Genomic DNA, 25,632 nt, shown 5'->3' on the forward strand with positions numbered 1-25,632 from the left:
CTCGGCCGTGAACCGGCCGGTGCATGGTCAGGACGGTGCAATCGCCCGCAAGATCATCTCGGTCAGCTGCTCGACATAGTCCTCGGTGACCGGCACGCCGCGGATGGTCTGGCGCCAGTAGATCGCCGAGGGAACCAAGTCGAGCACCAGGTCGATGTTGGTGGCGGCGGGCAGTTCCCCCCGAACGATCGCGCGCTCGAAGACGACGCGGCTCCGCTCGCGCCGCGGGTCACCCAGCATCGCCTTGACCGCCCGTCCCAGGGCCGGGTCTCGTGTTGTCTCGGCGATCAAGTCGGGCAGGATCCGCGAGGCTTGCGGGTGATTGAGCCAGGCCAGCAGCGAGGCGATCATCTCGGTCAGATCGGAGCGCAGACTTCCGGTATCGGGCGCCGCGGCCAGGCTGACGCCCAGCTCCCCGAGGACGGCGATCGCCATTGCCTGCTTTGACGGCCAGCGGCGATACAGGGCGCTCTTGCCGACGCCGGCGCGTTTGGCGACTCCTTCCATCGCGAGCCGTCCGTAACCGCGTTCGGCCCATTCGTCGAGCACGGCGTCGGTGATGGCCCGAGTGATGTGCGGCTGCAGCAGCGCAGCGCCGGTCGGTGCCCGTGGTGACATGCCCATGAGCATAGGGCCAGGACGGTACCGACCCGGCGCGTGCTAAGTTGGATAGGACGACACCGTATCGTCCTATTAGGAGCACATTCATGAATGTCATCGCTGTCACCAGACGAGCGCTGAGCCTGCTGTCCGCCAACGACTTTGTGGGGTTCGCCGACCTGTGGGCGGACGACGGGGTCATTGAGTTCCCCTTCGCGCCGCCCGGGTATCCGCAGCAGGTCCGTGGACGCGCCGCGATCCACGAATATCTGAAGGACTACCCGAACACGCTGCACATCGACCGCATCGTTGACCCGCACATCCATGCCACCGACGCGCCCGACGTCGCAGTGGTCGAGTTCGCCGCCGCCGGGACCGTGGTCGCGAGCGGGAAGCCCTACGAAATGCGTTACATCAGTGTGGTCACCGTCCGCGACGGGAGCATCACCCGCTACCGCGACTATTGGAGCCCCGCGGCCGCGGCCGACATCATTGGTGGCCTGCCGGAGTTCGTGGCCGCGTTCGGCGGGACGGATGCGCGGTGACGGTCCTCGTCACGGGAGCGGCGGGAACGACCGGCTCGCGCGTGGTCGCTGAACTGCGATGTCGTGGGGTGGCGTATCGCTCCGCGACGCGTCGGCCGCGTTCGTCAGATCAGGTCCGGTTCGATTGGGACGATTCCTCGACATTCGCCGACGCGCTGCGCGGCGTGCACGCGGTCTACCTGGTCGGTCCGATCGAGGTGGTCGACCCCAGTCATCAGGTCGAAGCTTTTCTCGACGAAGCAACTGCCGCGAAAGTGCAACGTGTCGTCACGCTGAGCTCGTCGGCCGTCGAGGCGGGCGCCCCGGGACCCGGCGTCGTACACCGCATGATCGCGTCGGCGATGCCGGAGTGGACGGTGTTGCGACCGTCGTGGTTCATGCAGAACTTTTTCGGTGACCATCCCCTCGCGCACGCCGTCCGCCACGGCGAGATCGTCACCGCCACCGGCGACGCCAAGGTGGCCTTCATCGATGCCGGCGACATCGCTGCAGTCGCGGCCACGGTGCTCACTGACCACGCCCCGCACAACACCGACTATGTCCTCACCGGTCCCGAAGCGCTTAGCTACGCCCAAGCGGCCGACATCATCTCGCGTGCCGTCGGCCACATGGTGCGCCACCGATCGGTCGACCCCGACACTCTCGTTGCGCTGTTCACCAGCGCCGGGTTGTCCGCGGACTATGCCACCTTGCTGGCGAGCCTTGACGCGGTCATTGCAGCGGGCGCAGAGAACCGGGTCACCGAGTCGGTGCAGCGCATCACCGGCCGTCGGCCGCGGTCACTCGCCGAAGTGGTCAGGGCCGAGGGGCGCAGCGGCTAGCCGATCGCCTGGTGGGGCGGAGGCGTCGCGTGGCGGTCGGTGAACTCGACGATCAGGTCGGCGACCCGGCGCGGCGCCTCGAACATCGGGATGTGCCCGACGTCGTCGAGATGCGTGATCTGCGTGGACTCCGGCAGGTGAGTGGTGAAGTGCCGGGTGAACCTCGGATGCGGTAGCACCCGGTCTTTCTCGCAGATGACAAGATGCGTCGGCGTCTTGGCCTCGGCCAATTCCATCAGGCCGGGCATCAGTAGCGACTTGATCAGCAGCTGGTAGTAGGCCGGGCAGTGGGTGACGTCGTCGATGATGTCGAGCCACTGCTCGTCGTTGAGGCGGTCTGCTTTAGCGCTGATCGGCACATAACCGAGATGACGCACGCCCGGCAGCTTCAGCGCACGCTGGCCGAGCAGCTTGGCGCCTAGGTAAACGGGCAGGCCGGCCACGAACTTGAACACGATCTCGAACTTGGCGGGGGTGTAACGATGCCAGCCGCCGGCGGGCGCGATGCCGGTCAGCGAGCGGGCGCGGCCGCGGCGCGACAGTTCGAAGGCCACCCAACCGCCGAGCGAGTTACCGACGATGTGCGCGGTGTCCCAGCCCAGCGCGTCCATCCGGCGTTCCATATCGTCGGCCAGCTCGACGGTGTCCAGGAAGAACCTGCCCTTGATACCGCCGTTGTGGCCGGGCATGGTGGGTGCCAGCACTTCGTACCGACCGGTGTCAGCAATCAGAGGTGCGACGCCTTTCCACACGTTCTGCGACATCATGAACGGGTGTAGCAAAAGCAGTGGTTCGCCGGAGCCCAGGTGGATGGGTGCGCGCTCGATCATCTGCCCGACACTAAAGGTGGTACCGCCGGTACCGCAAGCCCGCAGCCCGGCCGATGGTTAGGGTCTGGCACGTGATTGTCAGCACCATCAACGTCAACGGCATCCGCGCGGCGATCAAGGAGCGGTCAGCGGAGAACCTCGGGCTGCTGCCGTGGCTCGCCGCCACCACCGCCGACGTCGTGTGCCTGCAGGAGACCCGCGCGGACGACGATCAAGTCTCGACTGCGCTGGCGCCGGTGCTGGCCGACGGGTGGCAACTGGCGTCGGCGGAGCCGCATGTCAAAGGGCGTAGCGGCGTTGCGATCCTTTCGCGGCATCCGATCGACGACGCGCGGCTGATGGATTCGGACGAATTCGGTACGCACGGCCGCTATTTGGAGGTGGACACCGCGGGCACGACGGTCGCCAGCCTGTACATCCAGACCGGCGAAGCGGATACGCCGCGCCAGTCGGAGAAAGAGCGGTTCATGGAGACGCTGGCGGCCCGGATGGCCGTCCTGGCCGCGGCGGGTCGCGACGCCGTCATGTGTGGCGACTGGAATATCGCGCACACCGAGAGCGACATCAAGAACTGGAAGGGCAACGTCAAGAAGTCCGGCTTTCTGCCCAGTGAGCGGGCCTGGCTGACGGATCTACTTGCGTCCGGCTGGGTCGACGTGGTGCGGGTGCTGCATCCTGACGTCGCAGGCCCGTATGCCTGGTGGTCCTGGCGGGGCCGCGCATTCGACAACGACGCAGGCTGGCGGATCGACTACCAGCTCGCCACCCAACCGCTCGCGGCGCGAGCCGTATCCGCCAGGGTCGAGCGGGCCGAGGCCTATGCGCTGCGCTGGTCCGACCATGCCCCGGTCACCGTCGAATATTCACCTGCTGTGGACTGTAAGCGGCGCGCATGACCGTTAGGGTCGGCCAATGACCGACGAACCCATCGCTCCCCGGCGTCATCGCGTCGTCATCATCGGGTCCGGCTTCGGTGGGCTGTTCGCGGCCAAACACCTCAAGCGCGCGGACGTTGACGTCACCCTCATCGCGAAGACGACCCACCACCTGTTCCAGCCGCTGCTCTATCAAGTCGCCACCGGCATCCTGTCGGTCGGTGAAATAGCGCCGGCGACGCGAATCATCTTGCGTAAGAACAAGAACGCCGAAGTATTGCTCGGTGATGTGGCCGGGATCGATCTCGAGAACAAGACGGTCACCTCCAAGCTGCTCGATTGGGAGCGGGTCACGCCGTTCGACAGTCTGATCGTGGCCGCAGGCGCACAGCAGTCCTATTTCGGCAACGACCACTTCGAGGCCTTCGCTCCGGGCATGAAAACAGTCGACGACGCGCTGGAGCTGCGCGGCCGGATCCTCGGCGCCTTCGAGGCGGCCGAGGTGACGACATCGGAGGCCGAACGCAAGCGCCGGCTGACATTCGTCGTCGTCGGCGCCGGACCGACCGGTGTCGAGGTCGTCGGACAGATCGCCGAGCTCGCCGATCGGACCCTGGCCGGTGCGTTCCGCACCATCGACCCCACCGAGGCCCGGGTGATCCTGGTCGAGGCCGCCCCTGCAGTCCTGCCCCCGATGGGGCCCAAGCTCGGGCTCAAGGCGCAGCGCCGGCTGGAGAGGATTGGCGTCGAGGTCAAGCTCAACACGATGGTCACCGATGTCGACTACATGGGCCTGACCGTCAAGGAAGACGGTGAAGAAAAGCGGATTGAATGCGCGGTGAAGGTGTGGTCGGCCGGCGTGCAGGCCAGCCCGCTGGGCAAGTTGATCGCCGAGCAGTCCGACGGCACCGAGGTCGACAGGGCCGGACGCGTCATCGTCGAGCCTGACCTCACGGTCAAGGGGCATCCGAACGTTTTCGTCATCGGTGACCTGATGAGCGTTCCCGGCGTCCCGGGGATGGCGCAGGGCGCGATTCAGGGCGCGGTTTACGCCACCAAGCAGATCAAGAGCGAACTCAAGGGTTCGGCAGGCGAACGAAAGCCGTTCAAGTACTTGAACAAAGGCAGCATGGCCACCGTCTCGCGGTTCAGCGCGGTGTGCCAGATCGGCAAGATCGAGTTCGGCGGGTTCCTGGCCTGGCTCGCGTGGCTCGGTCTGCACCTCTACTACCTTGTGGGCAGCCGAAACCGCATTGTCGCGGTGTACTCCTGGTTCATCACCTTCCTGGGCCGCGGCCGCAGCCAGCTGGCGATCACGGAACGGTGGGTCTTCGCGCGCAGGGCCATCGAGGAGTCCCGGGAACAGAGCGCTCAAAAAGCCATTGGCTGACCATGCCAAGATTGACGCATCATGAGCACTGCGCGTCGCGTCTTTTCCGGTGTCCAACCCACATCTGACTCCCTGCACCTGGGCAACGCCCTGGGCGCCATCAAGCAGTGGGTGGGCATGCAGGACGACTACGACGCCTTCTTCTGCGTGGTCAACCTGCACGCGATCACCATCCCGCAGGATCCCGAGGAGTTGCGTCGGCGCACGATGGTGACCGCTGCGCAATACCTCGCGCTCGGCATCGACACGTCACGGTCCACCGTCTTCGTCCAGAGCCAGGTGCCCGAGCACGCCGAACTCGCTTGGGTGCTGGGCTGTTTCACCGGATTCGGGCAGGCGTCACGGATGACTCAGTTCAAGGACAAGTCGCAGAAGGAAGGTGCGGAGGCCACGACCGTCGGGCTGTTCACGTATCCCGTGCTGATGGCCGCCGACGTGCTGCTCTACGACACCGAACTGGTTCCGGTCGGGGAGGACCAGCGCCAGCATCTGGAGTTGGCCCGCGACGTCGCCCAACGTTTCAACGCCCGTTTTCCGGACACCTTCGTGGTGCCCGACGTACTGATCCAGAAGGCCACCGCCAAGATTTACGACCTGCAGGACCCCACGTCGAAGATGAGTAAGTCTGCGGCCACCGACGCCGGGCTGATCAGTCTGCTCGACGATCCGAAGAAGACCGCGAAGAAGATCCGGTCGGCGGTGACCGACAGTGAGCGCGAGATCCGCTACGACCCGGCCGCGAAAGCCGGCGTGTCGAACCTGCTGAGCATCCAGTCCGCGATCACCGGCACCGACGTCGACAAGCTCGTCGAAGGGTACGCGGGCCGCGGCTACGGCGATCTGAAGGCCGACACCGCCGAAGCGGTAGTCGAGTTCGTCACGCCGATCCAGGCGCGTGTCGATGAACTGATGGCCGATCCGGCCGAGCTCGAGTCGGTGCTGGCCGCCGGCGCCGAGCGCGCCAGAGAGGTGTCTTCAAACACTCTGCAGCGGGTATATGACCGTTTAGGGTTGCCCCGGGGGACCTAGCCAACGCCCGCAACTCGCTTGGAGGCTTGAATGACACCTCCGGTCGAGCCGGGCAATCCGGACGAGTCCAAACCCGGAATTCTCGACCGCTTTCGCGCGCGATACCACTGGTTCGACCATGTGATGCGCGCCCAAGAGCGGTACCAGGAGAGCAAGGGCGACTTCTACGCCGCGGGCATCACGTACTTCACGATCTTCGCGCTCTTTCCGATGTTGATGGTGGGGTTCGCGATTGGCGGGTTCATTCTGGCGAGCCAGCCCGAGCTGCTCGCCGAGATCCAGGAGCGGATCAAGTCGACGATCTCCGGCGACGTCGGCCAGCAACTGGTCGATCTGATGGACTCGGCGATCGAATCGCGCACCTCCGTCGGCATCATCGGCCTCGCGACCGCCGCATGGGCCGGCCTGGGCTGGATGGCGAACCTTCGTGAAGCGTTGAGTCAGATGTGGGGAGGGGCGCGGAACGAGGCGAAGGGGTTCGTCCGCACCAAGTTGTCAGATCTGACGGCCATGGTGGGCTTGTTCCTCGCGCTGGTGCTGACGATCGGGCTCACCGTGCTGGGTAGTTCGGGCGCGATGAAGCAGGTGCTGGAATGGGTTGGACTGCAGGATGTTCCGGGCGTCAGCATAGCGCTGCGGGTGGCCTCGCTTGCGGTATCGGTGCTGATCACCTGGTGGTTGTTCACCTGGGTCATCGCGCGTCTGCCCCGGGAGTCGGTCAGCTTCCGCAGCGCGCTGAGGGCCGGGCTGATGGCCGCGGTGGCATTCGAAGTCTTCAAGCAGTTGGCGTCGATCTACCTGCGTTCAGTGGTGACCGGCCCGGCCGGCGCGACGTTCGGTCCGGTGCTGGGCCTGATGGTGTTCGCCTACATCACCTCTCGGCTCATTCTGTTCGCCACGGCGTGGGCCGCGACGTCATCCGACAACCTGGCGACGGCTCCGGTCGATCCGCCCAACCCGGCACAGATCACCCCGCGCGTCGAGTTCCGAGAGGGCCTGGGGATTCGCGGTGCGCTGGCCGCGGCCGCCCTGGGAGCCGTTGGTGCGTTGGGGATTTCGCGGTGGAGCCGCCGCCCGTAAGCCCCGGCTGCGCTATACGCGCGCAGCCTCACCCCGCGAGCACAGGCTCCGTCTCGGTCTCCACTGTCGTGGAATCCAGGGCATCGTCGACATCCTGCGCGACCTGAATGTCCAGGCCGCGCAACGGTGCCGGCGGTGTCATCAGCGACACCACGACATAGGTCAGCAAGCCGGCCCCGAATGCGATGAAGGTGGGCCACCCGTCGAACGATGCGGTGATGAGGCTGTTCGGGATGTAGAGGATCGTGTTCTCGACCCCGAACATCGTCGGCGTCATGACGAACAGCACGATCCGGACAACGAACCCGACGCCGATCGCGGCGACCGCGGCCGTGGTGGTCCCTCGGCGCCACACCAACCCGAGGATGAACGGCACGGCCAGGCACGCGAGCATCAGGTCGAAGGCGAGCGTCAGCAAGATTCCCGTCTGCTGCACGTAGACCGCGAACAGGATCGAGAACAGCGTCATCGGCACCATTGCGATCCGCGTTGCCTTCAGTAGCGGATCCTTCTTGCCGGGCTCGTGCACGCGGCGGACACCGCCCAGATTGCGCACGCAGACATTCGAGATGGCCAGGATTGCGCCGTTCGCAGTGGACATCGACGCACCGACCAGCCCGCACAGCACGAGGACCGTCAGTCCGATTGGCGCGTACTGGTCCAGCAGGACGAAGAGCACCGGGCCGTCGAGCTCCGCGGGCATGAACGAATGTGCCGCTAGCACAACCAATCCGAACGGAACGCAGATTGCGACGGTGCCTGCCGCCGCGGTGAAACAGGCCTTGCGCGCGGCCTCGGGCGACTTCGCGGAGAACACGCGGGCCATGAAGTCGATCGCGACGATGTCACCGATGCCCAGTGCGATCAGCGTCGCCCAGTTGATGACCGCGCCCTGCGCGGGGTCGGACAATTGGCCGAGCGCCAAAGGTCCCGTGCCCTCGGCGATATCGAGACCGTGCGTCGTGGTCATCCACACGAGCAGCCCGATCGCGCCGATCAGGATCAGCGACATCTGGATGATCGCCGTGTAGGCGTCGGCGATCAGGCCGCCAGTTCCGGTGTAGGCCACCGCGATTGCCGCGATCAGGACCACACCCAGCCAGTAGGGCATGCCGAGGAAGTAGTTGAACAAGAACCCGCCCGCGACGAGGTTGCCGGCCACCAGCATGCAGAACGCGACGGCCAGGAGAACCGAGGCGCCCACCTCGACCGAACGCCCGAACCGCAGCCGGTAGTAGTCGGGAAACGACGTCAGCCCCATCCGGTTCATCGGTTTGGCGAAGAAGATGCCGGTGATCGTCAGACACAGCGCCAGACCCAGGGGCAGCGCCGCGCCGGCCCAGAAGCCGAATTCGAAGGCGAGGTCGGTGTTGCCGAGGGTCGCGTTGGTGTCGACGGCCGCGCCCATGAGTGCGCCGCCGACGAGCCAGAAGGGCAACATCCGGCCGCCGACAAGGAAATTGGAGCTGTCGCCCTCGATACGCTTGGACACGTAGAAGCCGACGGCCACGACAACGGCGATGCTGATCGCCACGCCGAGAAGAATCATCTGGAGTCTCCTGTATGAAGCTGGAGTCTCCCGGGCTTTTGTCCCGCCGTGGAACGGTCATGCGTCGGTGCTGGCCGCCTGCGTCTCTCGGACCAGGCCCGGCGTGCCGGCGGAACCCTAGACGCGCCCCACAACTTTCTGTGAGTCCACGTCAGGAAAAGCCCGGTTGATTACGTGTCGTCGCGTCCGGTGTTAACGATGCGTTTCATTCAGCGCTGGACACGGATTCACAGACGTGCCAACAATGGCGTCAGGCGCTGCGAGATCCGGCGCCCCGGACGAGGTGCGTCGTACCCGGTCAGCGACAAGACGGCGCGTGAGGAGAATCTCGTGTCCGATTCGTCTGGCTACCCCGACCGTCCGGATCCGTCGCTGCCCAACGCCGAAGGTGCGTGGGCGCAGCAAGTCGAGGCAAATCTCGGCGATCGCCGGCTTCGCGAGGAGATCGATCGCGGTCTGAGCTACGGCCTGGAGGCCGCCCCGACCATCAACGACCGAACCATCTCGACGTTCGTCCGCGGTGAGAAACCGCACTTCGCGGGTGAGCGCGGCACATTCCTGAAGTGCCCGTTCATCGAGGATGTCAACGAGGTCGACGACGCCGAGGTGGCGATCTTCGGTGTGCCACTCGATGCCGGTGCGACCTATCGGCCTGGCACCCGGTTCGGTCCGCAGGGAATTCGTCGTTCCACGAACCTGTTCGGCACGTACAACTACGAGTCCGGGGTCGACCTGCGCGAGCAGCTGAACATGGTCGACATCGGCGACGTGTTCACGATCCCGGGCAATCTGGAGAAGTCTTTCGACCAGATCAGTCAGGCGATGGCACATGTGGCGCAGAAGGGCGTCATGCCGATCGTGCTGGGTGGCGACCACTCGATCGGCTTTCCGACAGTTCGCGGGCTGGCGCCCTACATGGACGGCAACATCGGCATCATCCACTTCGACCGCCATGTCGACACCCAGGAGACGGACCTCGACGAGCGGATGCACACCACCCCCTGGTTCCACGCGACCAACATCAAGAACGCGCCCGCGACCAACCTCGTCCAGATCGGCATCGGCGGCTGGCAGAGCCCACGCGAGGGCGTGAAGGTCGGCCGCGAACGCCAGTCGACGGTCATCACCGTTGGCGACGTGGAACGTGTCGGCGTCGAGAAAATCGCTGAGATGGCCCTCGAAATCGCATGGAAGGGCGCCAAAGCGGTCTATCTGTCGTTCGACATCGATGTGATCGACGCCGGTTTCGTGCCGGGCACCGGCTGGCCCGAGCCGGGTGGGCTGCTGCCGCGCGAAGCGCTGAACCTGGTCAAGATGGTGTCCGAGCCCGGGTTGGCCGGTATCGAAGTCGTGGAGTGCTCGCCGCCCTATGACTGGGCGGAGCAGACCGCGCTGATGAGCTCACGGGTGATACTCGACAGCCTCGCCGCGCAGGTCCGATCGGGAAAGCTTGGCAAGAAGTCCGCGGCGCTGCCCCGACCGGCGTGGGGGCCGTGACCTGATGTCGCCGCCGGGCGGCTCCGTGACTCGATGTCGCCGCGGGGCCTGAAATCAGTGCTGGGGGCGGCGATTGAGTGACCGGGCGCCCATGATGAGCCCGAACACGATGATCGAGCCGGCGATGCCGACACCCACGCGCACGGGCGTGGCGTCGATGTCGGGCAGTACCGGTGCGGCGTTGAGCGCCTCGGCTCCTGCGGCCGCTTCCGGCTTCGGCGCGAGCAGCGAAGGGTCCGGTTCGATCAGAGTGCCGACCTTGGTGCCCGGCGCCGTCGCGAAGCCGTAGTCAAGCAGATGCGCCGCCTGCTCCCAGGGTGCGATCGGCTGGCGGGTTCCGCGCAGCAGCACCGCGACCAGTCGGCGTCCGTCACGGTTGGCCGCACCCACGAACGTCTGGCCCGCGTCGTCGGTGAAGCCGGTCTTGCCGCCGAGAGCGCCGGGATAGTTGGCGAGCAGCTTGTTGTCGTTCTCGATCGGATAGCCGGCATCACCACGACCCGGGAAGTCGAAGGTGCGCGTGCTGACGATGTCGCTGAAAATCGGGTTCTGCCAGGCATATCGGTAAAACAGGCCGATGTCGTAGGCAGACGTGCTCATGCCGGGACCGTCGAGACCCGACGGCGTCGCGACTCGCGTGTCATGCCCGCCGAGCTTGTCGGCAAGGACGTTGAGCTTGCCGATCGTGGTTTCCATTCCGCCCATCTGGGCCGCCAGCGCGTGTGCGGCGTCATTGCCCGAATACATCAGCAGACCGTGCAGCAGGTCGTTGATGGAGTAGTGCCCGTTTTCGCCGACGCCGACCTTGGTGCCTTCCTGCGCCGAATCTTCAGCGGTGCCCGGCACGACCTTGTGGATCGGCAGTTCCCTGATGGCCTGCATTGCGACGAGGACCTTGATGATGCTGGCGGGCCGGTGCCTGCCGTGCGGATCCTTGGCGGCGATGACGTCGCCGGTGTCGAGGTCGGCGACCAGCCATGCTTCGGCCGAGATGTCGTTGGGCAGCGGTGGGGTGCCGGGCGCGGTGATGACGCCGCAACCCGAGAGCGCATCGCCGCCCATCGGCTTGGCCGGGACAGGCAGCGGACCGGGTGCGGCTTGGCCGGGTTTGGGCACCTCGGACGCGTCGACGGCCGGTGGCGTCGATTGCTTGTACGGACAAGCGTTCGTGTCCGGCGCGGCATCCGGCTGAGCGGCGGCCACCGCGGGCGAGGTCAGCAGAAACAAGGCCGCCACCAGGGCAGCAGCGCGTTTGGACGAGGTTCGTACGTTCGCCATGGTGAGCGCAGATTAGGACGTTGCAGGCGGGTTTGCCGGGAGGCGCGCTGTGACTGGTGTGATTGGAGTTTCAAATGTGACTCGGCGGGGTAGCGCGGGCGGGCGGGCCCCTCAGCGCAAGGCGGTGTCCGCCAGGTCGACGTGCGCGACGGCGGGGAAGCCGATGCTGCCCATCCACAGCTTGTCGCCGTTTTCGACCAGGCCCGTCACCATGCCGAACGCCGGATGGTCAGTGCGCACACCGGCGACGGCCTCGCCGCTGTCGGGGTCGAATGCCACCGCCCACACGATCGGTTTGATCTTGGGCTGCAGCCCGTCGGGCAGTCGCCACAGCAGCTTGCGCAAAGCCGGCGGACTTTTCGGCAGCCACTCCGCGGCGGCGTTCGTGGGCGAGACCATCGCGCACCAGATCCGGCCGTCGGCCCCCGTCGACAAGTTGTCCGGGCTGCCCGGCAGATTCACCGCAAGCGGTGTCACCATGCCTGCCTCATCGCCGGTGAGCCAGTACTTCGACAGCCGCCGCGCCTGCGTCTCGGCGAACACCAGAGCCGACCCGTCGGCCGTCGGCGTGATGCCATTGGCGAAGTACAGCCCCGCGACGACGGTGAGCACTGTTCCATCGGGATCGCGACGGAACACGCTGCCGCGGTTGCGGGCCTCGAAGATCGGTCCGAGGAAGTGCTCGTAAGTGAACGCGCTGGTCGACTCGGTGAAATAGATTGTGCCGTCGGCCAATTCGGTGACATTCGAGCAGAACTGCAAAGCCGGCCCGTCAACCTCCGGTACCAGCGGCTCGACGGCGCCGGTGGCCGGGTCGAGCACCAGCAGGCCGCCGGGGCTGCTGCAGACCAACAACCGGCCGTCCCGCGCGACGTGCAACCCCAGTGGCCGGTTGTCGATCTGGGCGACGACCACGGATGCGCCGCCATTCGGGTCGATGCGCACGATCCTGCCATCGATCAGACCGGCCCAGATCTGGCCGTTGCCGTCGACGACGACATCCTCGGGCGCATCGCCCGGTACGGGCACAACCGTCAGTTCCGCGGAGGAAAACTCCGGCAACGGATCGACCGGTGGCGGATTCCAGCGGACGGGGTCGATCGGCGGCTTGGGCTGTTTGGCAGGCACCATGCAAGTTTCGCCCGATGCCGATTTCCAGGAGCCCGTTATGGCGAGCTTTCGCTGCGCAGACCTCCGAAAGTCGTGCGGGTTTGGGTTTGTTCTCCGGATGCGCCGGGAAACCCCGACCAGTTATCCAGTCGAAAGGTCGATATGTCTGACGTCAGTGCGGCGGTGGGAGCGACGTTATCTGGGCTGGCAGGCGGCATCAGGCCCCTCGGCGCCGGATTGTTCGCCCAACCAGGCCGGACGTTTCGCGCAACGTTGACGATAGCTGCGCGATCACCGAGTCCAGCCGCCTTGCGGATATTTCGCGCGGACAGTCCGACTGACGCGGTGATCAGATTCGCCACGGAGCGAGATCAGGCGAACGATCGTCGATCACTGGTGCGGACGGCCTGCATCAAGCTGCCCAGCTACCACGGGCCACAACGCGATCAGGACTTCCTCCTGGCGTCGTCGGCCGACGGCATACCGTTTCACCACGCGGTGTTGCCCGCGGAAGGCCCGGGCGATCGGATCTATTCGTCGCTGTGGCTGTACCTGTCGGGCGTGGAGCCGGTGGTCTTCGGCCTTCGATCGGACACGTTGTCCGACGACGACGCGGTCGGCCCCGGTGACCGGTTCACGTTCCTGACCGCCGGGATGCTCAGTAGGTTCGCCGACGCAGGCACGTTGGAGATCGGCGACGAAATGTCTGACGCGAAAGTGCAGTTCGCGGCCCGCAACAGCGGAGGAGGCCTGCGCCCACTACCGCCCACCCTGTTCTATCGCAGCTGACAGCTCCCTCAGAGAAGCCGACCCGCTTCGTCAAGGACGCCGCGAAGGATCTGGTAGATCGCGTCGAACTCCTTCTGGCCGCTGATCAGCGGCGGCGCCAACTGCACGACTGGGTCGCCGCGGTCATCGGCACGGCAGTACAGGCCCGCCTCGAAGATCGCGGGGGTGAGAAAACCACGGAGTAACCGCTCAGATTCCTCGTCGTTGAAGGTCTCCTTGGTGGCCTTGTCCTTCACCAACTCGATGCCGTAGAAGAAGCCCTCGCCCCGGACGTCGCCGACGATCGGGAGGTCATAGAGCTGCTCGAGCGTCGCGCGGAATGCCGGTGCCATCTCCTTGACGTGATCGTTGAGACCCTCGCGCTCGAAGATGTCGAGGTTGGCCAGCGCCACCGCCGACGACACCGGATGCCCGCCGAAGGTGTAACCGTGCGCGAACGTCGTCTTGCCGTCATTGAACGGTTCGAACAGCCGGTCGGAGGCGATCATCGCGCCGATCGGCGAGTAACCCGACGTCAAACCCTTTGCGCAGGTGATGATGTCGGGCACGTAGCCGAAGTCGTCGCAGGCGAACATCGAGCCGATCCGGCCGTAGGCGCAGATTACCTCGTCGGACACCAACAGCACGTCGTACTCGTCGCAGATCTCGCGAACGCGCTCGAAATACCCTGGCGGCGGCGGGAAGCAGCCGCCGGCGTTCTGCACGGGTTCCAGGAACACCGCGCAGACGGTGTCGGGGCCCTCGAACTCGATCGCCTCGGCGATGCGGTCCGCGCAGTACCGACCGAACGCCTTCGCGTCATGCTCGAAGAGCGCGGGTGCCCGGTAGAAGTTGGTGTTGGGCGCGCGGAAACCGCCCGGTGTCAGCGGTTCGAACTGCTCCTTGAACGCCGGCAGGCCGGTGATCGCCAGGGCGCCCTGCGGGGTGCCGTGGTAGGCGATCGCACGCGAAATCACCTTGTGCTTACCGGGTTTGCCGGTCAGCTTGAAGTAGTTCTTGGCCAGCTTCCACGCCGACTCCACGGCTTCACCACCGCCGGTGGTGAAGAACACGCGGTTGAGATCGCCCGGTGCGTACCCTGCGAGGCGCTCGGATAGCTCGATGGCCGACGGCGTGGCGTAGGACCACAGCGGGAAGAACGCCAGCGTCTCGGCCTGCTTGGCCGCCGCCTCGGCGAGCTCCTTGCGGCCGTGGCCGACCTGGACCACGAAAAGCCCTGACAGGCCGTCGATGTAGCTCTTGCCCTTGCTGTCCCAGATGGTGACGCCTTCGCCGCGAGTGATGATCGGCGGCGTGATGCCGGCGCCGTGGCGAGCGAAGTGGCCCCAGAGGTGACGATCGGCGGTGGCGCCCAGCTCGGCGGAGAGATCGATATCGGTAGCAGTCATCTTGTACCCCAATTATATTGCTGTTTAACGAGTTTCAGGTAAACAAGTGTCTCGGTTGATATCACTCCCGGCAGTGCGCGGATCTGGGTGTTGAGGAGGTCGAGAAGGTCGTCGTCGTCGGTACAGACGACTTCGACGATGGCGTCGAACGAACCCGCCGTCAGGACCACGTAGTCGACGGATTCGATGGTGGCCAGCTTCTCGGCCACTTTGGTGGTGTCCCCGGTGCACTTGATGCCGATCATGGCCTGACGCGCGAAGCCCAGTTGCATCGGATCGGTCACCGCGACGATCTGCATGACACCCGCGTCGACCATGCGCTGCACCCGCTGCCGGACCGCGGCCTCGGAGAGGCCGACTGCCTTGCCGATGCCGGCATAGGAACGTCGGCCGTCCTGCTGCAGCTTCTCGATGATCTGTTTCGACAAGTCGTCGAGTTGGAACGCCGCGCCAGGTCTTGACTGGTTGACGCGGAACGACACGGGTCCAACGCCCGGGTTAGCCATGCATGAGATTGTGCACGGAATCCGTCGTAGCAAGCAACTATGACCATGAAATCACGCGTTTTGACGGCTTCGCGCTGCAGGAATGCGTAGCTTGGCCGGTCGGAGTCGGTTAGCGTTGAACGATGACTGTGTCTTCCCCCGAGACCGTATCGACACACGTGGCAGGCAGCTGGATCGACGGGGCGCCGGTGGTCACCGCCGGCGGCGTACATCAGGTGGTCAACCCCGCCAACGGATCGACGGTGGCCGAGATGGCGCTGGCGACTCCGGCCGACGTCGACCGCGCTGTGGCTTCAGCCCGTGCCGCGTTGCGCGGTTGGGCGACGGCTACCCCTGTCGACCGCGCCGGCGTGCTCGCCAAACTCGCCGAACTCGTCGACACCAACGCGGAGGCGATCATCGCCGAGGAAGTGAGCCAGACCGGAAAGCCGGTGCGGTTGGCCACGGAGTTCGACGTGCCGGGCAGCATCGACAACATCTCGTTCTTCTCCGGTGCGGCACGCCATCTCGAGGGCAAGGCCACCGCCGAGTACTCCGGTGATCACACGTCGAGCATCCGGCGCGAGGCGGTGGGCGTGGTTGCGACGATCACGCCGTGGAACTATCCGCTGCAGATGGCGGTGTGGAAGGTGTTGCCGGCGTTGGCCGCCGGATGCAGCGTGGTCATCAAACCCGCGGAGCTCACACCGCTGACGACGCTGACCCTGGCCCGGCTGGCGACCGAGGCAGGTCTGCCCGACGGAGCTTTCAATGTCGTGACCGGCGCAGGCGGCGATGTCGGCACCGCCCTGGCCGGACACCCTGACGTCGACGTCGTCACGTTCACGGGCTCGACCCCGGTGGGGCGCAAAGTCATGGCGGCGGCCGCGGTGCACGGCCACCGCACGCAGTTGGAATTGGGCGGCAAGGCGCCTTTCGTGGTGTTCGACGACGCCGACCTGGACGCCGCCATCCAGGGTGCCGTCGCCGGTGCGCTCATCAACACCGGACAGGACTGCACGGCAGCGACGCGCGCGATCGTGGCGCGAGATCTCTACGACGACTTCGTCGCCGGTGTCGCCGAGGTGATGGGCAAGGTGGTGGTCGGCGATCCGCAGGACCCCGACACCGACCTGGGTCCGTTGATCTCGATGGCGCACCGCGACAAGGTCGCGGGCATGGTCGAGCGGGCACCCGGTCAGGGGGGACGCGTGGTCACCGGCGGCGTGGCGCCCGATCTGCCGGGGTCGTTCTACCGTCCGACGCTGATCGCGGATGTCGACGAGGCCTCCGAGATCTACCGCGACGAGATCTTCGGACCGGTGCTGACGGTGCGGTCGTTCACGGACGACGACGACGCGTTGCGGCAGGCCAATGACACCGCGTTCGGTTTGGCGGCTTCGGCGTGGACACGCGATGTGTACCGCGCGCAGCGGGCATCACGTGAGATCAACGCGGGCTGTGTCTGGATCAACGACCACATTCCGATCATCAGCGAGATGCCGCACGGCGGCGTCGGCGCGTCAGGATTCGGCAAGGACATGAGCGACTACTCGCTCGAGGAGTACCTCACGATCAAGCACGTCATGAGCGATATCACCGGGGTGGCCGACAAGGAGTGGCACCGGACCATCTTCACGAAGCGCTAGCGGAGCTGACTCGTAGAGACGATACTCGCCGTCCGCCCTGCGACGGAGGTGTGCGATTAGCGCGACGACGGGTGCCGGTTTTTTCGTCGGCTGTGCAGCCGGCTGCTGCTGAACCTGCTGTCGTGCGAGCAAGGTGACAGCGTCGGAACCCTGATCCGACCGGCAACACTCGGGTCTAATCGGCGGTCACGGTGATGAAAACTGTTGCGGTGTCGCTCCACGCAGGGTTCACGCTGTCGGTGACCCGGTACCCGAAGGTGGTGAGCCCGGTGAAGCCGGCCTTGGGGGTGAAGGTCCATCGGTTGCCGACAACCGTGACGGCGCCTCCGAGCGGTTGGCCGAAGATCACCGGCGCGCCAAGCGGGTTGCCGGTATAGGTCACGTCGTTGGCGGTGAGCGGTGGATCAAGCTCGGTGGAGACGCCCGCAGGTACCCAGTAGAAGTCGTTCTGAGACCTGATCGGATCGGTGACGATCAGGGTGACACGGGCGGGAAGGGATACGACGGTGGGATCGACACTGTCGGCCGCGGTGTAGAGGAAGCTGTCCTCGCCGCGAAACTCCGCGTCGGGCGTGTAGGTCAGGATGCCGTTGATCTCGGTGAGAGTGCCATGGGCCGGTTGGGTGAGAACGGTGATTGCCCCCACCGGTCCGTCCGCTTCGGTTCGGTCGTTCGAGACCATCTCCTCGGTGAGCGCGATCGGTTCGTTGGTGAAGACCGTGATGCGGTCATCGCGGGCCCGGACCGGCAGCGAGTCGACGATGGTGAGCGTGACCGTCGCCGGATTCGAGACGATGTCCGGATAACCACTATCGGCCACGATGTAGGTGAACGAGTCGGTCCCGGTGTAGCCGTTGCCCGCCCGGTACGTCAGTTCGCCGTTCTCCTCGGTGAGGTACCCGTGGGTGGGCTCGGTGAGGATCGTGATCCGACCGAGGCCGTTAGCCGTGGTGGTGTCGTTTGCGGTGATCGCGGGCCGCATTGGGGTGAAGGTACCGGACAGCACCGTGTAGACGTCGTTGCGTGCGACGATCGGGCTGTACGGATGAACCGTGAGCTGAACCGTAGCGGGAACGGACTTCTGCGTGGGGTCGACGCTGTCGGCCACGGTGTAGGTGAAGCTGTCGGAGCCGACGTAACCGGTGTCAGGTGTGTAGGTCAGCGCGCCGCCCGTCGCGCTGAGGGTGCCGTGGGCGGGCCCTTTGACGACCGTGACGGCGCCCAGCGGGTGACCCAGGTCGGTGGTGTCGTTCGCGGTGATGCCCGGCGTCAGCACAGTGGGTGTTTCGAACGGGATCGAGTAGGCATCGGCGTTCGCAAGGATGGGGTTGTAGGCGATGACGTTGAGGACAACGGTGGCGGGAACGGACTTCTGCGTGGGGTCGACGCTGTCGGACACGGTGTAGGTGAAGCTGTCGGAGCCGACGTAGCCGGAATTGGGCGTGTAGGTCAGCCCATCGCCCGTCGTGCTCAGGGTGCCGTGGGCGGGACCACTGACGACGGTGACAGCGCCTAGCGGTCTGCCCAGGTCGGTGGTGTCGTTGGCGGTGATCGCCGGGGTGAGCACAGTCGGCCTGCCCAGGATCGTGTAGGCGTCGTCGGCTGCCTTCAGGGGGTTGTACGGGACTACGGTGACGGTCACTGTGGCCACGTTGGAGACGATGTCCGGATTGAACCTGTCGGCGACGGTGTAGGTGAAGGTGTCGGTTCCGGTGAAGCCGTTCCGAGGTCGGTAGGTCAGTACACCGTCGCTCTGGAACACGAGGCCGTTGGCGGGCTCGGTGACGATCGTGATCGTGCCCAACGGACTCCCGAATCTGTTGGTGTCGTTGGCCGTGAGTGCGGGGGTGAGGTCGGTGTAGGTACCCTCGTCCACCGTGTAGGCGTCGTCGTTCGCGGTGATCGGGCCGACGACGGTGACGGTGACCGTGGCTACGTTGGAGACGATGTCGGGATTGGCGCTGTCGGCGACGGTGTAGGTGAAGGTGTCGGTTCCGGTGAAGTTGTTCCTGGGTCGATAGCTCAGCACTCCGTTGGTCTCGAACAGCAAACCGTTGGTGGGCTCGGTCACGACCTTCACGGCGCCCAGTGCGCTGCCCAACGTTGTGGTGTCGTTGGCCGTCAATGCGGGGGTGAGGTCGGTGTAGGTACCCTCGTCCACCGTGTAGGCGTCGTCGTTCGCGGTGATCGGACTGACGACGACGGTGAGGACGAACGTGTCGGTGACGCGTTGTCCCGCGGCGTCGGTGGCGGTCACCGTGATCGTTGCCGTGCCGACGTCGGCACGGGCCGGGGTGCCGGTGAAGGTACGGGTAGCGGGGTCGAAGCTCAACCAGTTGGGAAGGGTGCCCGTGGTGTAGGTCAGCGCGTCGCCATCGATGTCGGCGAAGGCGTTGGACGGGATTTGGTAGGTGAAAGCTCCTCCCTCCGTGGCGTTCTGGTCCGGAATCGGGTTGGCCACCGTCGGGTCGTCGTTCTCATCGGTGACGGTGACCGCTGCGGTTGCGGTGGCGGTTCCGCCGTTGCCGTCGCTGATGGTGTAGGTGAACGAGTCGCTGCCGCTGAAGTTCGCGTTGGGTGTGTAGGTGACTGAGCCGTCGACCAGATGCACTGACCCGTTGGCACCCTGGGTGACGGCTATGACGGTCAGGGTGTCGCCGTCGATGTCGGTGTCGCCGGCGAGCACTTCGATGGTGTTGGCGCCGGAATCCTCGGTCACGGTGGCGGTGTCACCGATTGCGTTGGGTGGGTCGTTGACTCCGGTGACGGTGACGCTCACGGTGGCCGTGGCGGTTCCGCCGTTGCCATCGCTGATGGTGTAGGTGAAGGAATCGGTGCCATGGAAGTTCGCGTTGGGTGTGTAGGTCACTGAGCCGTCGACCAGATGCGCTGACCCGTTGGCACCCTGGGTGACGGTTGTGACGGTCAGGGCGTCGCCGTCGGGGTCGGAGTCGTCGGGCAGCACGTCGATCGGATTCGCGATGGAATCCTCGGCCACCGTGGCGGTGTTACCGACGGCGGTGGGCGGGTCGTTGGCGGGGGTCACCGTGATGGTGACGGTCACGGGGTCGCTGAATTCGGATCCGTCGAATGCCTGGTAGGTGAAGGTGTCGGTGCCGTGGAAGTCGCGGTTGGGGGTGTAGGTCCATGCGCCGGCGTTGGGTCCTTGGTTGATCTCGGCGAGGGTGCCGTTTCGTGGAGCGGAGGTGAGCTTGCGATCCAGTGGATCGCCTTCGGGGTCGCTGTCGTTGGTCAGGGCATCAACGATCACCGCGACGTCTTCCACGGTGGTGTAGGTGTCGGGTTCGGCCAGCGGCGGGTCGTTGACTCCGGTGACGGCGACGTTCACGGTGACTGTCTCGGTGTGCCCGCCACCGCCGAAAAAGCCTGCGAGGCCGTGGATATGCCACGGGCTCGCTGCATCGGAGATGCGATAGGTGAAGCTGTCAGTGCCGGAGAAGTCGGCATCCGGAGTGTAGGTGATGGTGCCGTCGGAGTTGAGGACGGTGATGCCGTGGCGCGGCTGGCTCAAGGCGGTCACGGTCACGGTATCCCCGTCGGAATCGGTGTCATTGGTGAGCACCGGAATGGTCGTGGCGACGTCCTCAGACGTCGTCACGTCATCGACGCCAGCTTTGGGGGTGCTGTTGAAGAAGGTGCGTTGGATCTGCCGCCGGACGAACTCCAGCATCGCAAACAGCAGCGGCGGCTGAGCCGGGGCGACCGGTCCGGGCGCCAAAAACGGCGCCACCATCAAGCCCACGACCGTTGTGGCGATACTGGCCACGACGCCGGGCAGCCCCAAAACTGCATCTACCGGGCCGGAGGGCTGCGGCACCAATGGCGCGGGCAATGCCGTCGTGGTGACGAGGCCAGGCATCTCGCTGCCGGCAAAGGTTGCCATCATCCGCCCATTACCCGGTGCTCCGATGTCTTGAGCGCCCAGGGCCGAGAACACACCGATCTGTGTGAGCTCGCCATCGCCGGTTGAGCCGTTTACGTCGCCCAGGTCGGGATCGCCGGCCGAGGGGTCGACAGCTTGCAGGCTCGTTTCGGTCGTTGCGACCGAGTGGTCTTGTGCTTGATCCTGCAGGCTTTGATCCAGGCTTTGGTCCGGCGGCGAGGGCGGGATCTCGGCTGCCGGCGGCATCTCAGGTGCCGGCGGTTCGGGCGTCGTCGTGGATGGCGGGTCCGCCAACCTCGCCTCGTTGTCGGTGCCGTCGTCGGCGTTGGTGTCGGTGTATTGGCCCTGGTCGTTGATCGAGGTGTGTTGGCCGCCGGAGTTGCCCACCTGCATACCCGGGTGCGCTGCGCCGTCCTCGGTCGGATCGGGGGCGGGATCGTTGGAGTCGGTTGCAGGACTCACTTCGTCGTTCTCGGACGTCAGTGATGGCGGATCTGGAGTAACACCGGGTGGGGTCTCGGTTGTACCGGTCTCGTCCGCGCAAGCCACCGCGGCGCCGTAGCCGGTGACCACCGCGACACCGACTCCAAGTGCCACCGCCAACGCGCCAACCCGACCCACATGCTGGGCATACCCCATCGCAATCCGTCCGTCAGTGCGGACGCCTCGCGGCCCGCTGCATGATGAATCCATTCTGGCGTACGAAGTAGCAAACTTTACGCTGAACGCGCTATTAATTTTCTGTGACGTAAAGCAGACCACTACTTACTCTGCGGCTCCGGCAGCTAGCCGTCCGACTTCGGGACGACGATCACTGGGACATCAACGCCGGCCAGGATGCGCGCAGCAGTCGACCCTAGGAAGATCCGCCGCGGCGCCGCGAACCTGCTGGACCCGACGACAAGCAGATCACCGTCATTCCACCGGAGCTTCTTCAGCGCGGACTCCAGCGTCATACCTTCGGCGACACGCGATTCGATCTCGGGTGCGTCCGGAAGTGCGCGCGCCGCGACAGCGAGATTTTCTTCGGCGGCGGCCTTTTGGAGCTGGCGTACCTCTCGTGCGTTGGCGGCCTCGGAGAGATTCTCGGAGGATACGAGTGACAGCATCCGAATGGCCATGTTGCCCGCGCTGGCGAGGGTGATCGCGAACGGCAGCGGGTTGTCGTCGCCCGGACGGGTCGGAACGGCGGCCGTCACCGCAGCAAAGGCGTCGTCGGGATCGTCGGCATAACCGCGGGGAGCCAGCGCCACCGGAATCGGCGAAGAGTGCAGCAGGGAACCGGTCACCGGTCCGATGGTGTGGCCGCCGAAGAATCCGTCGCGCGCACCGCCGACCACGATCAGATCCGAATCCTTCTGTTCGGCAAAGCCGACGAGCGATTCGGCGAACGACTCACCGACCATCACGGTGGACGATGCGCTGACACCGTTGGCGGTGAGCCGGTCGATGGCCCGGGAGATCCAGTCCTCTCCCCGTTCGACGAGCAGCTGTTGGTACTCGACGCGACCGGGGTGGCCGTCGGGAAGTTCTTGCCGCACAACGAGGACGACGTCGACCTGCGCGTCAAAGGTGCTGGCGAGAGCGCTCGCGAGCGCGACGCCGTCGTCCCCGGTCGGGGTTGCCAGATAGCCGACTGTCAGATGCATTGCTTCTCCTAGAAGACGTCTGGGACCTTGACTTCGGTGTTCGCGTTGAGAGTCTCGCCGCGGAAGAACCGCTTGGTCCCGAATGCGAAGCACGCCAACATCAGCGGAATGCCGAGCACGAGCATGCCGACGCCGAGCACGAAGACGCCGCCGATCGGGCCGAACGCGGTGTAGCCGTAGTCCGGGGCGATCATGTCCTTGGCGCTGATGCCGAACGCGGCCGCCATTGCGAGGCCGCCGATCAGCGGGAAGACGCCCCGGAAGAACAGGTTTCGTACCGAGGTGAACAACGTCCTGCGGAAGTACCAGACGCACGCGAACGCGGTGATGCCGTAGTAGAACGCGACCGCGAGCCCAAGCGAAGCGACCGAGTCGGCGAGTGCGTTCTCCGACAAGAAGGTCAGCAAGAGGTAGAAGAACAGAGCCGCCAGCCCCATCACGATGGTGCCGAAGGCCGGGGTCATGTAGCGCGGATGCACGTTCGAGAACCGTTTGGGGATGGCCTCGTACACCGCCATTGACAACGTGCCGCGGGCAGTGGGCAGGATGGTCGTCTGCGTCGACGACAGCGCTGAGACGGAGACGGTGAGCAGCAGCAGGGAGGCCGCGATGGTTCCTGCGACCGGCTTACCGAGCACGGTCAGCACATCGTCGGTGTTCATCGGGTTGTTCAGGCCGATGCCCACTTCGCTGAACCCGGAGAACGACTGCACCGCATAGGCGACGAGGACGTAGGTGCACACGAGGATCAGCGTGGTGATCACGGCGGCGATGCCGGGCGTACGGCCGGGGTCCTTGGTTTCCTCACCGACCGCCAGACAGGCGTCCCACCCCCAATAGATGAAGATGCACAGGATGATCGCGGCGGCGATCGAGGACATGTCCAGACCGCTCGGCCAGAGCCAGGACAGTTGGGGCGTGATCGCCTGGGCTCCGGCGGTTCCGGAGAACACGCGGATGAGCGCGATGATGCTGACGATGACCAGCACGCCGAACTGGATGGCGATCAACACGTTCTGGAACCGCTCGGACACCACGATCCCTCGCGCACTGATCAGGGTCATTGCGATGATGAAGAAGGCGCCGAGCAGCACCTTGGCCAGGATGTTCTCGGCGAGGTCGTCGAGGCCGAGGAACTTGAACAGGTAGATCGCCGCAATCTCGGCCACGTTGGCCAGCACGATGATCGCCGACACGGCCAGGCCCCATCCGCCGATCCATCCGATCCACGGCCCGAACGCCTTGGTGCCCCAGGTGAAGGTGGTGCCGCAGTCCGGGGTGTCCTGGGACAGTTCCTTGTAGGCGAATGCGACGAGGAGCATCGGGATGAACGCGAGCACGAACATCGACGGTGCCTTGTCGCCGACCGCGAGGACGACGTAGCCGAGGGTGGCGGCCAGGCTGTAAGCGGGAGCCACCGCGGCGAGACCGATGACGATGTTGCCGACAAGACCTAGGGCGCCTGCCTGCAGCCCCTTGTCACCGACAGCGGGGGCGTCGGGTTCCTTGATTGCCATGTGCGGAATATACGGTTTGCGCGGTTTTTGCGCGGGTCCTAACCGGGAATCGAGGAACAAACGCGATTTGGCTACGGAATCAGTGCACAACTCAGCGGTTCTAGACTGGGGCCATGACCCGGCTTTCGGGAACGACGCGCATCGATGAATTCGAGGAATTGCGGCCACACCTGCTGTCGGTAGCGTACCGGCTGACCGGGACGATCGCTGACGCAGAAGACCTCGTCCAGGATGCGTGGCTGCGATGGGATCGTGCCGACTCCGATGCGATCACCGATCTGCGGGCGTGGTTGACGACGGTCGTCAGCCGGCTGGCGCTCGACCGGCTGCGTTCGGCCGCCCATCGCCGCGAGATGTATTACGGCGAATGGCTGCCCGAGCCCGTCGTGACCGCGCTGGACGGCAACGATCCGCTGGCCGCCGTGGTAGCCGGTGAGGACGCCCGGTTCGCCGCGATGGTGGTGCTGGAGCGGCTGAACCCCGATCAGCGGGTGGCGTTCGTGCTGCACGACGGGTTCGCCGTGCCGTTCGGCGAGATCGCCTCGGTGCTTGGTGTTTCCGACGCGGCCGCACGCCAGCTGGCATCGCGAGCGCGACGCGCGGTGGCGGCAGCACCGCCCGCGGTCTCCGACGATGTGCACGCCGAGGTCGCCGGTGCGCTGATGCTCGCGCTCGCCGCCGGTGACATGAAAGCCGTTGTGGCCCTGCTACATCCGGATGTGACGTTCACCGGTGACTCGAACCGCAAGGCGCCGACGGCCGCGCGCGTCATCCACGGTCCGGACAAGGTGGCCCGTTTCCTGTTCGGGCTGGCCGCACGTTACGGGCCGGGTTTCCTGTCGTCGAGCCAGATGGCGAACATCAACGGCCAGCTGGGCACGTACCTCGCCGGCTCGCCCGCGAACGACGGCTATCCGGAGGTCATGCCGCGGGTGACGGCGATGACAGTGCGCGACGGAAAGGTTTGCGCCATCTGGGATATCGCCAATCCGGACAAGTTCACCGGCTCGCCGCTGCGCCGCCGGCGTCCTCGGTCGCCCACGGAACCCGGCACGCATCGCCGGAGTTGAAGCCCTGCTCGGTGATGCCCAGCGCCGAGTACATCCGCGCGCGCATGTTCTCCACACCGATCTGGTAGCTCAGCTCGATCACGCCGTCGTTGCCGAAGCGGCGCACCAGATCGGCGACCTGCTCGTCGGTGATGGTGTGCGGGTCGGTGGTCATGGCGTCGGCGTAGGCGACGGCCGCGCGCTCGTCGTCGTTGAAGAGCGGGGACGTGGCGTAGTCGTCGATGTGCTTGAGTCGGTCGACGTCCAGGCCGTCGAGGCGCTGCAGCATCGAACCGAAGTCGACACACCACGAGCAACCGACGGTGCGCGCGGTCCAGAACACCGCCAGCTCGAGCACGTTCTTGGGCAGCTTCTTCGACGCCGATCCCAGCATGCCCTCGTGCACCACGTTGGCCAGCATCAACCGTGGATGATGCGCCGCCACGGCGAAGGGTTCGGGTACCTCACCGAACTTGCGCTTGGCGACCCGGTAGAAGACCTTGGTCATCAGCGATGCGTGCTTCGGGGATACGGGTTCGATGCGAGATGTCTGAGTCATAACCCTTAGACGAGGCGGCCCGCAGAAGTGTGACAGCCG

General features: G+C 65.6%; 21 protein-coding genes and 2 riboswitches. Of the genes, 10 read left to right on the forward strand and 11 right to left on the reverse strand.

The genetic code is table 11. From position 1 onward, the window contains the following. Window positions 1-27 precede the first annotated feature (27 nt). The gene (locus tag G6N42_RS28305) at window positions 28-618 is read right to left on the reverse strand and encodes a TetR/AcrR family transcriptional regulator (protein WP_197905563.1); all 591 of its coding nucleotides are present in this window, start codon (window positions 616-618) and stop codon (window positions 28-30) included. An 89-nt stretch (window positions 619-707) separates the two neighbouring features. On the opposite strand from G6N42_RS28305, the gene G6N42_RS28310 reads away from it, so the two are divergent. Both G6N42_RS28310 and G6N42_RS28315 read left to right on the forward strand, forming a co-directional pair. Then, window positions 708-1,145 carry a nuclear transport factor 2 family protein gene (locus tag G6N42_RS28310; protein ID WP_163735882.1) on the forward strand — a complete coding sequence of 146 codons (438 nt, stop codon included), beginning with the start codon at window positions 708-710 and terminating at the stop codon, window positions 1,143-1,145. Then, a complete protein-coding gene (locus G6N42_RS28315) occupies window positions 1,142-1,966 on the forward strand; it encodes an SDR family oxidoreductase (RefSeq protein ID WP_163735886.1) in 825 nt (274 codons plus the stop codon). The genes G6N42_RS28310 and G6N42_RS28315 overlap by 4 nt, the downstream gene beginning before the upstream one ends. Here G6N42_RS28315 and G6N42_RS28320 read toward each other — a convergent pair. After that, window positions 1,963-2,796, reverse strand: coding sequence for an alpha/beta fold hydrolase (locus G6N42_RS28320; protein ID WP_163735890.1), 834 nt, complete (start codon window positions 2,794-2,796; stop codon window positions 1,963-1,965). The genes G6N42_RS28315 and G6N42_RS28320 overlap by 4 nt on opposite strands. Before the next feature lie 71 nt (window positions 2,797-2,867). Here G6N42_RS28320 and G6N42_RS28325 point away from each other — a divergent pair, with 71 nt between their 5' ends. Genes G6N42_RS28325 through yhjD form a run of 4 tightly spaced genes read left to right on the forward strand, consistent with a single transcriptional unit; the run spans window position 2,868 to window position 7,170 of the window. Continuing rightward, window positions 2,868-3,692, forward strand: coding sequence for an exodeoxyribonuclease III (locus tag G6N42_RS28325; RefSeq protein ID WP_163735893.1), 825 nt, complete (start codon window positions 2,868-2,870; stop codon window positions 3,690-3,692). 16 nt (window positions 3,693-3,708) lie between these two features. Beyond that, on the forward strand, window positions 3,709-5,061 hold the full coding sequence (locus tag G6N42_RS28330; RefSeq protein WP_163735896.1) for an NAD(P)/FAD-dependent oxidoreductase: 1,353 nt from the start codon (window positions 3,709-3,711) through the stop codon (window positions 5,059-5,061). A 21-nt stretch (window positions 5,062-5,082) separates the two neighbouring features. Beyond that, window positions 5,083-6,090 carry a tryptophan--tRNA ligase gene (gene trpS, locus G6N42_RS28335; protein WP_163735899.1) on the forward strand — a complete coding sequence of 336 codons (1,008 nt, stop codon included), beginning with the start codon at window positions 5,083-5,085 and terminating at the stop codon, window positions 6,088-6,090. A 30-nt stretch (window positions 6,091-6,120) separates the two neighbouring features. Further along, complete coding sequence (gene yhjD / locus G6N42_RS28340) at window positions 6,121-7,170, forward strand: inner membrane protein YhjD (RefSeq protein ID WP_163735902.1); 1,050 nt, start codon at window positions 6,121-6,123, stop codon at window positions 7,168-7,170. 28 nt (window positions 7,171-7,198) lie between these two features. On the opposite strand, the gene G6N42_RS28345 is transcribed toward yhjD, so the two are convergent. After that, on the reverse strand, window positions 7,199-8,719 hold the full coding sequence (locus tag G6N42_RS28345) for a high affinity choline transporter 1 (RefSeq protein ID WP_163735906.1): 1,521 nt from the start codon (window positions 8,717-8,719) through the stop codon (window positions 7,199-7,201). A gap of 25 nt (window positions 8,720-8,744) precedes the next feature. Further along, window positions 8,745-8,851, reverse strand: a riboswitch (guanidine-I (ykkC/yxkD leader). 118 nt (window positions 8,852-8,969) lie between these two features. Next, window positions 8,970-9,038, forward strand: a riboswitch (guanidine-III (ykkC-III) riboswitch). 11 nt (window positions 9,039-9,049) lie between these two features. On the opposite strand from G6N42_RS28345, the gene G6N42_RS28350 reads away from it, so the two are divergent. After that, window positions 9,050-10,216 carry an agmatinase family protein gene (locus G6N42_RS28350; protein ID WP_163735909.1) on the forward strand — a complete coding sequence of 389 codons (1,167 nt, stop codon included), beginning with the start codon at window positions 9,050-9,052 and terminating at the stop codon, window positions 10,214-10,216. Between the two features lie 54 nt (window positions 10,217-10,270). Here the strand turns inward: G6N42_RS28350 and G6N42_RS28355 are convergent, their stop codons facing one another. Together G6N42_RS28355 and G6N42_RS28360 are read right to left on the reverse strand one after the other, a co-directional pair. After that, window positions 10,271-11,494, reverse strand: coding sequence for a D-alanyl-D-alanine carboxypeptidase family protein (locus G6N42_RS28355; protein ID WP_163735912.1), 1,224 nt, complete (start codon window positions 11,492-11,494; stop codon window positions 10,271-10,273). Window positions 11,495-11,605: 111 nt separating this feature from the next. Beyond that, complete coding sequence (locus G6N42_RS28360) at window positions 11,606-12,622, reverse strand: SMP-30/gluconolactonase/LRE family protein (RefSeq protein ID WP_232076399.1); 1,017 nt, start codon at window positions 12,620-12,622, stop codon at window positions 11,606-11,608. Window positions 12,623-12,949: 327 nt separating this feature from the next. On the opposite strand from G6N42_RS28360, the gene G6N42_RS28365 reads away from it, so the two are divergent. Beyond that, window positions 12,950-13,393, forward strand: coding sequence for a hypothetical protein (locus G6N42_RS28365; RefSeq protein ID WP_163735920.1), 444 nt, complete (start codon window positions 12,950-12,952; stop codon window positions 13,391-13,393). Between the two features lie 8 nt (window positions 13,394-13,401). On the opposite strand, the gene G6N42_RS28370 is transcribed toward G6N42_RS28365, so the two are convergent. Both G6N42_RS28370 and G6N42_RS28375 read right to left on the reverse strand, forming a co-directional pair. Then, window positions 13,402-14,781: an aspartate aminotransferase family protein gene (locus G6N42_RS28370; RefSeq protein ID WP_163735923.1), complete on the reverse strand. Its 1,380-nt coding sequence runs from the start codon at window positions 14,779-14,781 to the stop codon at window positions 13,402-13,404. Beyond that, the gene (locus G6N42_RS28375) at window positions 14,778-15,287 is read right to left on the reverse strand and encodes an Lrp/AsnC family transcriptional regulator (RefSeq protein WP_083124924.1); all 510 of its coding nucleotides are present in this window, start codon (window positions 15,285-15,287) and stop codon (window positions 14,778-14,780) included. Before G6N42_RS28375 ends, G6N42_RS28370 begins: the two co-directional genes overlap by 4 nt. A 122-nt stretch (window positions 15,288-15,409) precedes the next feature. On the opposite strand from G6N42_RS28375, the gene G6N42_RS28380 reads away from it, so the two are divergent. Continuing rightward, a complete protein-coding gene (locus tag G6N42_RS28380; protein WP_163735926.1) occupies window positions 15,410-16,915 on the forward strand; it encodes a gamma-aminobutyraldehyde dehydrogenase in 1,506 nt (501 codons plus the stop codon). Between the two features lie 175 nt (window positions 16,916-17,090). On the opposite strand, the gene G6N42_RS28385 is transcribed toward G6N42_RS28380, so the two are convergent. The 3 genes from G6N42_RS28385 to G6N42_RS28395 all read right to left on the reverse strand — a co-directional run bounded on the left by G6N42_RS28385 (window position 17,091) and on the right by G6N42_RS28395 (window position 23,985). Beyond that, entirely contained in the window at window positions 17,091-21,440 is a 4,350-nt protein-coding gene (locus tag G6N42_RS28385; RefSeq protein ID WP_232076400.1) for an Ig-like domain-containing protein, read from the reverse strand. Between the two features lie 164 nt (window positions 21,441-21,604). Continuing rightward, complete coding sequence (locus G6N42_RS28390; protein WP_163735933.1) at window positions 21,605-22,468, reverse strand: universal stress protein; 864 nt, start codon at window positions 22,466-22,468, stop codon at window positions 21,605-21,607. A gap of 8 nt (window positions 22,469-22,476) precedes the next feature. Continuing rightward, window positions 22,477-23,985: an APC family permease gene (locus tag G6N42_RS28395; RefSeq protein ID WP_163735936.1), complete on the reverse strand. Its 1,509-nt coding sequence runs from the start codon at window positions 23,983-23,985 to the stop codon at window positions 22,477-22,479. A gap of 113 nt (window positions 23,986-24,098) precedes the next feature. Between G6N42_RS28395 and G6N42_RS28400 the strand changes: the two genes are divergently transcribed. Further along, the gene (locus G6N42_RS28400) at window positions 24,099-25,055 is read left to right on the forward strand and encodes a sigma-70 family RNA polymerase sigma factor (protein ID WP_163735938.1); all 957 of its coding nucleotides are present in this window, start codon (window positions 24,099-24,101) and stop codon (window positions 25,053-25,055) included. Here the strand turns inward: G6N42_RS28400 and G6N42_RS28405 are convergent. Next, the gene (locus tag G6N42_RS28405) at window positions 24,985-25,593 is read right to left on the reverse strand and encodes a carboxymuconolactone decarboxylase family protein (RefSeq protein ID WP_163735941.1); all 609 of its coding nucleotides are present in this window, start codon (window positions 25,591-25,593) and stop codon (window positions 24,985-24,987) included. The genes G6N42_RS28400 and G6N42_RS28405 overlap by 71 nt on opposite strands. Window positions 25,594-25,632: the final 39 nt, after the last annotated feature.

Source organism: Mycobacterium gallinarum (genome assembly GCF_010726765.1).
GTDB classification, from domain to species: Bacteria; Actinomycetota; Actinomycetes; order Mycobacteriales; family Mycobacteriaceae; genus Mycobacterium; species Mycobacterium gallinarum.

Coding starts and splice junctions, on each gene's coding strand:
- G6N42_RS28305 (WP_197905563.1), bottom strand. CDS start 618: ATGTCACCACGGGCACCGACCGGCGCTGCGCTGCTGCAGCCGCACATC.
- G6N42_RS28310 (WP_163735882.1), top strand. CDS start 708: ATGAATGTCATCGCTGTCACCAGACGAGCGCTGAGCCTGCTGTCCGCC.
- G6N42_RS28320 (WP_163735890.1), bottom strand. CDS start 2,796: ATGATCGAGCGCGCACCCATCCACCTGGGCTCCGGCGAACCACTGCTT.
- G6N42_RS28330 (WP_163735896.1), top strand. CDS start 3,709: ATGACCGACGAACCCATCGCTCCCCGGCGTCATCGCGTCGTCATCATC.
- trpS (WP_163735899.1), top strand. CDS start 5,083: ATGAGCACTGCGCGTCGCGTCTTTTCCGGTGTCCAACCCACATCTGAC.
- yhjD (WP_163735902.1), top strand. CDS start 6,121: ATGACACCTCCGGTCGAGCCGGGCAATCCGGACGAGTCCAAACCCGGA.
- G6N42_RS28345 (WP_163735906.1), bottom strand. CDS start 8,719: ATGATTCTTCTCGGCGTGGCGATCAGCATCGCCGTTGTCGTGGCCGTC.
- G6N42_RS28355 (WP_163735912.1), bottom strand. CDS start 11,494: ATGGCGAACGTACGAACCTCGTCCAAACGCGCTGCTGCCCTGGTGGCG.
- G6N42_RS28370 (WP_163735923.1), bottom strand. CDS start 14,781: ATGACTGCTACCGATATCGATCTCTCCGCCGAGCTGGGCGCCACCGCC.
- G6N42_RS28375 (WP_083124924.1), bottom strand. CDS start 15,287: ATGGCTAACCCGGGCGTTGGACCCGTGTCGTTCCGCGTCAACCAGTCA.
- G6N42_RS28380 (WP_163735926.1), top strand. CDS start 15,410: ATGACTGTGTCTTCCCCCGAGACCGTATCGACACACGTGGCAGGCAGC.
- G6N42_RS28390 (WP_163735933.1), bottom strand. CDS start 22,468: ATGCATCTGACAGTCGGCTATCTGGCAACCCCGACCGGGGACGACGGC.
- G6N42_RS28395 (WP_163735936.1), bottom strand. CDS start 23,985: ATGGCAATCAAGGAACCCGACGCCCCCGCTGTCGGTGACAAGGGGCTG.
- G6N42_RS28400 (WP_163735938.1), top strand. CDS start 24,099: ATGACCCGGCTTTCGGGAACGACGCGCATCGATGAATTCGAGGAATTG.
- G6N42_RS28405 (WP_163735941.1), bottom strand. CDS start 25,593: ATGACTCAGACATCTCGCATCGAACCCGTATCCCCGAAGCACGCATCG.